The sequence below is a fragment of the Actinoplanes sp. NPDC051861 genome (assembly GCF_040681145.1).
GTDB lineage: Bacteria > Actinomycetota > Actinomycetes > Mycobacteriales > Micromonosporaceae > Actinoplanes.
Genome location: NZ_JBFAYE010000042.1, coordinates 1 through 5,591, shown reverse-complemented (window position 1 = coordinate 5,591; position 5,591 = coordinate 1). Strand labels below are relative to the sequence as shown.

Genomic DNA, 5,591 nt, shown 5'->3' with positions numbered 1-5,591 from the left:
ATCGAGCAGGTCTGCGTTGTACTCTCGGTGCTCGACTTTGAAAGACCGGACAGTGCTTGTGTGGGTCCATTCCTTGCGGCGAGCCTCTTCATCCCGGTCGACCTTGTGCGGCGTGATGTCGACGAAGGCACGCCGGCCCGGATCCGAAGCGGGCACCTCAACCGCCAGGCGTCGGCCGAGCCGTAGGGCAGACAGCTTTTCAAACGGCCAGGCTGGCTCGTCTGTCATGGCAATCCTTGATGGTCCATGAATACGACTTTACGGTAAAGCATGATCTCTCGCGCACTGCTGCAAACGCCCTCACATGCCGCAAATCGGGCGTGGGATCCGGCCCTGGCATGATGGTCGCGTGGACGCTTGGCCCGAGGTCGATAGTCACATCCTCCAGCATCGGATCATCCATGGCTTGCAGGCCATACGACGCAGTCGTGGATGTGGCATCCCTCCGGCTCTCAACGAGTTCGTCGAGCGCTACCGCTGGCTACGCCAGAACCGGCCAGAGGACTTCACGGTCAGCTCTGAGCATTACTGGACGGGTTTCTATTCTTGATGTCGATTGTTCTGCCAGGCGTACGAACTCATCTGCCGCGATCCCGCTCGCTACAAGGCGTCACGGTGGCCGAGGGCAGGCCGACGCCGCTCGCAGCCGAAGAGAGTGAGTATTTCTGGGGCCGGCAAATTCTCCGAGAAATCTCTTGGAGAATCAGCAAAGAATTGCTGAGTGGCCCGATTAATCGGATGATTTTCAGGCGTCGGCAGACGCAATTTTCAGCGCCCAATGCTCCGCGTCGTAGGCCATCATGGCGAGTTGGCTGCCGGGCTCAGCTTCGTCAGCGAGGCGTGCCAACTCGGTACAAGCCGTGGCGTCTCCGGCGCGCGCCATAGCTGATAGCACCTCCGGTCTGACGTAGGGGTCGGGGTCATCACGGTTGGTCGCGATAGCCCGCCCGGTCATCGGGTGCTCGAACGCGTGGGTGCACAGAACCCTGATTGCGCTCGCGCGTACGCGCCCGTCGTGGTCACTGGCCAGAGCGGCTAGGAGGTCCGCGCCTGCCGACATCGAGGCGGGATTCATCAACGCGGATGAAAGCTCTTCTGCGACCTGTCGGCGTACCCGTGGGTCGTGGTGTTCGGCATGCGCCACGATCTCGGGCAGAAGACCGAGATCGTTGTACTCGGCGAAGGCGGTGATCACTCTGGTAAGAACGTCGGCGTCCGACTCAGCGGTCAGGCGGGTCCTCAGCAGGAGGAGAACCTCGTCGCGGCATGGCGCCGGGCCGACAGCGAGGGTGTGAAGCACCTCGGCGGCGAACAGCCGCGCGCGAGCGTCGGGATCCTGCAGGACGCCCATGGCCCAGCGCGTGGTCGCCACGGTGTCCAACCGCTTGGTTGCCGAGTGCCATGACTGGTTCCAGTTGACCGAGTTCGGGATGCGGTCCAACAGGGCCCGCGCCTTCAACTCGTCGAGTGAGGCGCCGATCCCGAGGAGTTCTTCGATGTAGGTCACGATAGCGAGATGAGCCGTCTGTACCTGGATCCACCGGCCGTCGGCCGATGTTGCCCGGATGCATTCCGCATTCTCGTGGACGTCGACCGCGACGACCTGACGTTGAACCACGGCGTGCGCGTCGTCGAGCCGGCGCTTCAGCTCTGCCACGGGGTCGACATCGACCCAGCCGCGGGCAAGGTGCAACATCGGTTTCGTCGTGTACTCGTCGAGCCGGTTGTGGATTACCTGGTAGGCGCCATAGTCCGCGGCCCACAGCATCAGTTCGGTGTCGTAACCGGCAGAGTCAGGCCAGCCGTGGTCGAGGAGTTCTCGGACACGCGTGCCGTATCCGGCGGCTGTTGCTGCCCGCAGCAAGGCACTGCCCTCGTCGACGGCGGATTCAGCCGGATGAACCAAGCGATCTTCCACTGCGGTCATTATTCGGAAGCGAGACCAGGACGACAACGGGTATGCGGGAGGGTCGTTTCGCTTTCATCTCACCGAATTGACTCTCATGCCGCTGTTCGGTCGTGACCGACCTTGGGCCAACGGCTTGCCATGCCGGCGTTCAGTCTGACGGTGCGCCTGCCTTGCTCCGTAACAGCAACCGGGCTCGCAACCGTCGACGTCGAGGCTGAGAAGCTGTGCCCGCTGCCGCCCGGCCTCTGTACACGCGACGTGCGCTGGCCGTCGGATTGGTGATGACTGGGCTGACCCTTAGAGAGCGAGGACGATTGGACAGAGTCATTTCAGCGTTTGTCGCACTTGCAGGGCTTTCGGGCGTCCTCCTGAATCGGCGGTTCGCTCGCGCTTCCATCACGACCAACCGCGAGATCTTTGGTCGGGAAATTCGAGAAGGAACTCGTGAGTATAGATTTAGCATCTTGTGCTCACGCATATTGGCTTTTGCCCTAGGCGCCATCATGCTGGTCGGCGGAACAATGGACGCGCTGATGATCGATTGGCGTACATTCCTGAAATAGAACGGGCGCCCGACCGCCGGGTTCCCTATCACCTGTCGCTCGCCGCGTGGTGAACCGGCGCGCCGCCGGATTGCTTCCGCATCGCGTAGTGCTGACGCCGTTCAGCTAGGAAAGGCGACAAGCTTTTGTCAGGGGAGACCATCTTCGCCATATTTCGCTTGGCGGCATCACGATCGTTGCAGCGAGCAAGCGGCTTGCGCATGCACTACTGATCAGCAACCTTGAGTTCTTCGGCATCAACGTCCAGCAGGGGACAGGTACATTTCAGAGGCTCGTGGGGCTTGTGCGCGTATTCGTGGTCGTCATAGGCATCGTTGTGATGGCCGTAGGCGCGATCCACTTACTGGCTGGTCAACCCATCAAGAGTTGATGGTCCGGTCAAGGGCGAGCGTTCATCGCAGCCGCTTCGGCGGCGCCTTGATGAACGCACTCTTGTGCCGCGAGTCGCGCGCCACTGAGTGTCATGGGCCGCTTGGCGCCGGCCGATGTCCGCTTGTGCCGACGTCAGTGCATCCGATCATGGCGGTCGTGTACTGAGAGACGGGTTTCGCCAGAGCGCTGCGGCGGTCCGGCCGGCGGACCTGCGTTGGCGGTTAGGTCTGCGGCCCTGGGGCGAGCGCCTTGCTGGCGTGGTCGGCGTGCCTGCTGGATGAAGATCGAGCGTCATTGGCTGCGGCGCGCGGGGCCCCGTTGAACGTGGTCGGCTGCGAGACTTGTCCCATGGGTACGGGGCGGCTGCTGTCGGCGGAGTATTTCGATGAGTGGTACTCGGCGATGGTGGGGTCGCCGGTGAAGGACGAGATCGTGCGACGGCATCTCGGTCTTCCCGCACACCTGTTGTCCACGAGTCTGCTGTCCTGGGAAGCGGTCGGCGAGGTCGCCGCGGCGTTGCGGTTGTCGGCGGGGCATGTGCTGGTGGATCTGGCGTGTGGGCGCGGTGGCTATGGGCTTGAGGTGGCGCACCGCAGCGGGGCGGACCTGGTGGGGGTCGACTTCTCCGCTGAGGCGGTCCGGCAGGCGCGTGAGTATGCCGAACGGCTGGGTCGGGTAGCGCGGTTCCAGGTCGGTGAGCTGACGGCGACCGGGCTGGCCGACGCGTCGGTCGATGCCGTGATGTGTATTGACGCCGTCCAGTTCGTCGAGTCGGCGGACGCGGTCTACCGGGAGATTCGCCGGGTCCTGGCCCCGGCTGGGCGGGTGGTGCTGACCTGCTGGGAGCCGGTCGACCGGGGCGACGATCGGGTGCCGGACCGGCTGCGGTCCGTCGACCTGTACGCCGGGTTGAACCGGGCGGGGTTCGCCGACGTCGTCGTCGACGAGCGGCCGGGCTGGCAGGCGGTCGAAGATGCCTTGTGGCAGGAGGCCGTGGCATTGGACCCTGGCGCTGATCCTGCGCTTCGCGCCCTGCACGACGAGGGCGTGCGAGTGCTTGAATTCAGCCATCGGATCCGGCGGGTCATCGCCGCCGCCACCGCGAGCTAGTCACAACACGGATCTGCCGCCGTGAGGGACGTGTGGTCAGCCGGACGAACGCTCCCACGGACGCGGAATCCATCGATTGTCGTCCAGGTAAGCGGCGAGTCTGGGGAAACGTCGTCTTACCTCGACTTCGTTCGTAAGGTCGGTCTGCTTTCCGTGCGGTTCGTCCGGGCCCAGAGGCCCGTCGGCCGGGAGCGGAGCCCCGGTAGCGGCGATGTGCGCTTCCATGGGAAGGCCGCAAAACCAATCGATTCGAGCGTTGTGCCTGTCGGACGCCAAGGTGACCAGGCTGTCGGGATCTTCCAGGACGCCTCGCATCGTTTGCTTGCCATGCGACACGATCCAGTCCTGCACGGCGAGTTCGTCGGCGAGGGGCCCGAGCAATAGGGTCGCGGCGTCGAGGATGGGCCAACGATAAAGTTCGTCCTGCGCTTGTCCCCATAGTTCCTGGAACTGCCAGATAGCATCCGGGCGCAACACACGAAGGCGGCGAAGTAACACCTGAGCGACGCGCTCGGTGTCGGCACCAGCCTCTGAGCGGGCATCCTCGACCATTCGCCAGAAGGATGCCTCGTCCACGGGCAGACTTTACGAGATCCCGTACGCACTGTCATGCCGCCGATCGGGCGCTGCAACCGGCAAAGAACTCGGGCCAGGCAGCCCGCGTCCGGTCGCGCCGATGAGAGCATGCCCATCCGTCGATGTGGCGGCACGCGTCGTGCGGACTGCGTAGGTTCAGAGAGTCAGCCGCCTTGCGAAGGCTGGCTCCGTTCAACCAAAGGGTGCCCTTGTGGGTCAACGGCTGTCCGAGGTCACCATTACGACCCTGCTCGATCACCGCATGTTTGGTTTGGTCAATGAAGATTTCGGAGAAGGACTCGCGCCTGTGGGGCACGGCGACGGCGCCTGGGTGACGGCTGGGCGTTCCGAGATCCTCATCGTGACCCCGTTCGACAACCAGGAGGCCGTACTTCGGCTGGAGGAATGGGACGGTGAGCCGGGCCCGGAGCCGGAGGATTCCTGCGGACCTTGGCAAGACGATGTTGTCACCGTGAGTATGGATTGCTTCGGCAACGGAGGAACCATCGGGCTCAATCAAATTTCTGCAGGCGGAGCCGATACAGGGTTCTCACTCAGCCAGCCCGGTCGCTACCATGTGCGGCTGGCACGCCGGAACGGCGAAGCTTTTGCGCGGGCCCGCACTGCGGTCTTCGCAAGATTCGACCCGGCTCGCCGTGAATGGGACGCACTTGAGGATGCTTTGAAGGCCATCGATGTGCGCGAAGAATACCTGGTCCGGTTCTGGCGAGTTGCTGACGGGCCGCGTGGATGAGCCGCGCTGGACTACCGTGCACGCGTGCCCAAGTCTGTGGACCTGTCGACTCCGGCTTCGCGCCGGGAAGCACTCCGGATGGTGGACGTCGGTGCCCCTCGTGCCCACCACGCGATGCTGCGGGAGATATTCGACCTCGAAAGGGTCTGGCGTGAAGGTCCGGACACTGGCGAGAGCGACGAGTACGAGCACATCTACCTGACTGCCTTCCTACTGAGCCTTTTTCATCGTGACGGTGCAGGTCACGGCAGGGGCAGAGCCCGGGAGTCGACATAGGACGAGGCTCCCGGTAAGACAGCAGTCGACC

At 63.7% G+C, this 5,591-nt stretch carries 4 protein-coding genes and 1 pseudogene; 2 read left to right on the top strand and 3 right to left on the bottom strand.

What is annotated here, in order from left to right:
- Together AB0M02_RS46655 and AB0M02_RS46650 are read right to left on the bottom strand one after the other, a co-directional pair.
- Nucleotides 1-228: pseudogene (locus tag AB0M02_RS46655) on the bottom strand (hypothetical protein); the annotation flags it as partial.
- Nucleotides 229-745: 517 nt separating this feature from the next.
- Entirely contained in the window at nucleotides 746-1,927 is a 1,182-nt protein-coding gene (locus AB0M02_RS46650; RefSeq protein ID WP_364238982.1) for a HEAT repeat domain-containing protein, read from the bottom strand.
- Nucleotides 1,928-3,192: 1,265 nt separating this feature from the next.
- Between AB0M02_RS46650 and AB0M02_RS46645 the strand changes: the two genes are divergently transcribed.
- Nucleotides 3,193-3,954, top strand: coding sequence for a class I SAM-dependent methyltransferase (locus tag AB0M02_RS46645; RefSeq protein ID WP_364238981.1), 762 nt, complete (start codon nucleotides 3,193-3,195; stop codon nucleotides 3,952-3,954).
- A gap of 36 nt (nucleotides 3,955-3,990) precedes the next feature.
- Here AB0M02_RS46645 and AB0M02_RS46640 read toward each other — a convergent pair whose 3' ends face one another.
- On the bottom strand, nucleotides 3,991-4,530 hold the full coding sequence (locus AB0M02_RS46640; protein WP_364238980.1) for a DUF4240 domain-containing protein: 540 nt from the start codon (nucleotides 4,528-4,530) through the stop codon (nucleotides 3,991-3,993).
- Between the two features lie 211 nt (nucleotides 4,531-4,741).
- Here AB0M02_RS46640 and AB0M02_RS46635 point away from each other — a divergent pair, with 211 nt between their 5' ends.
- Complete coding sequence (locus AB0M02_RS46635) at nucleotides 4,742-5,284, top strand: hypothetical protein (RefSeq protein WP_364238979.1); 543 nt, start codon at nucleotides 4,742-4,744, stop codon at nucleotides 5,282-5,284.
- Nucleotides 5,285-5,591 lie beyond the last annotated feature (307 nt).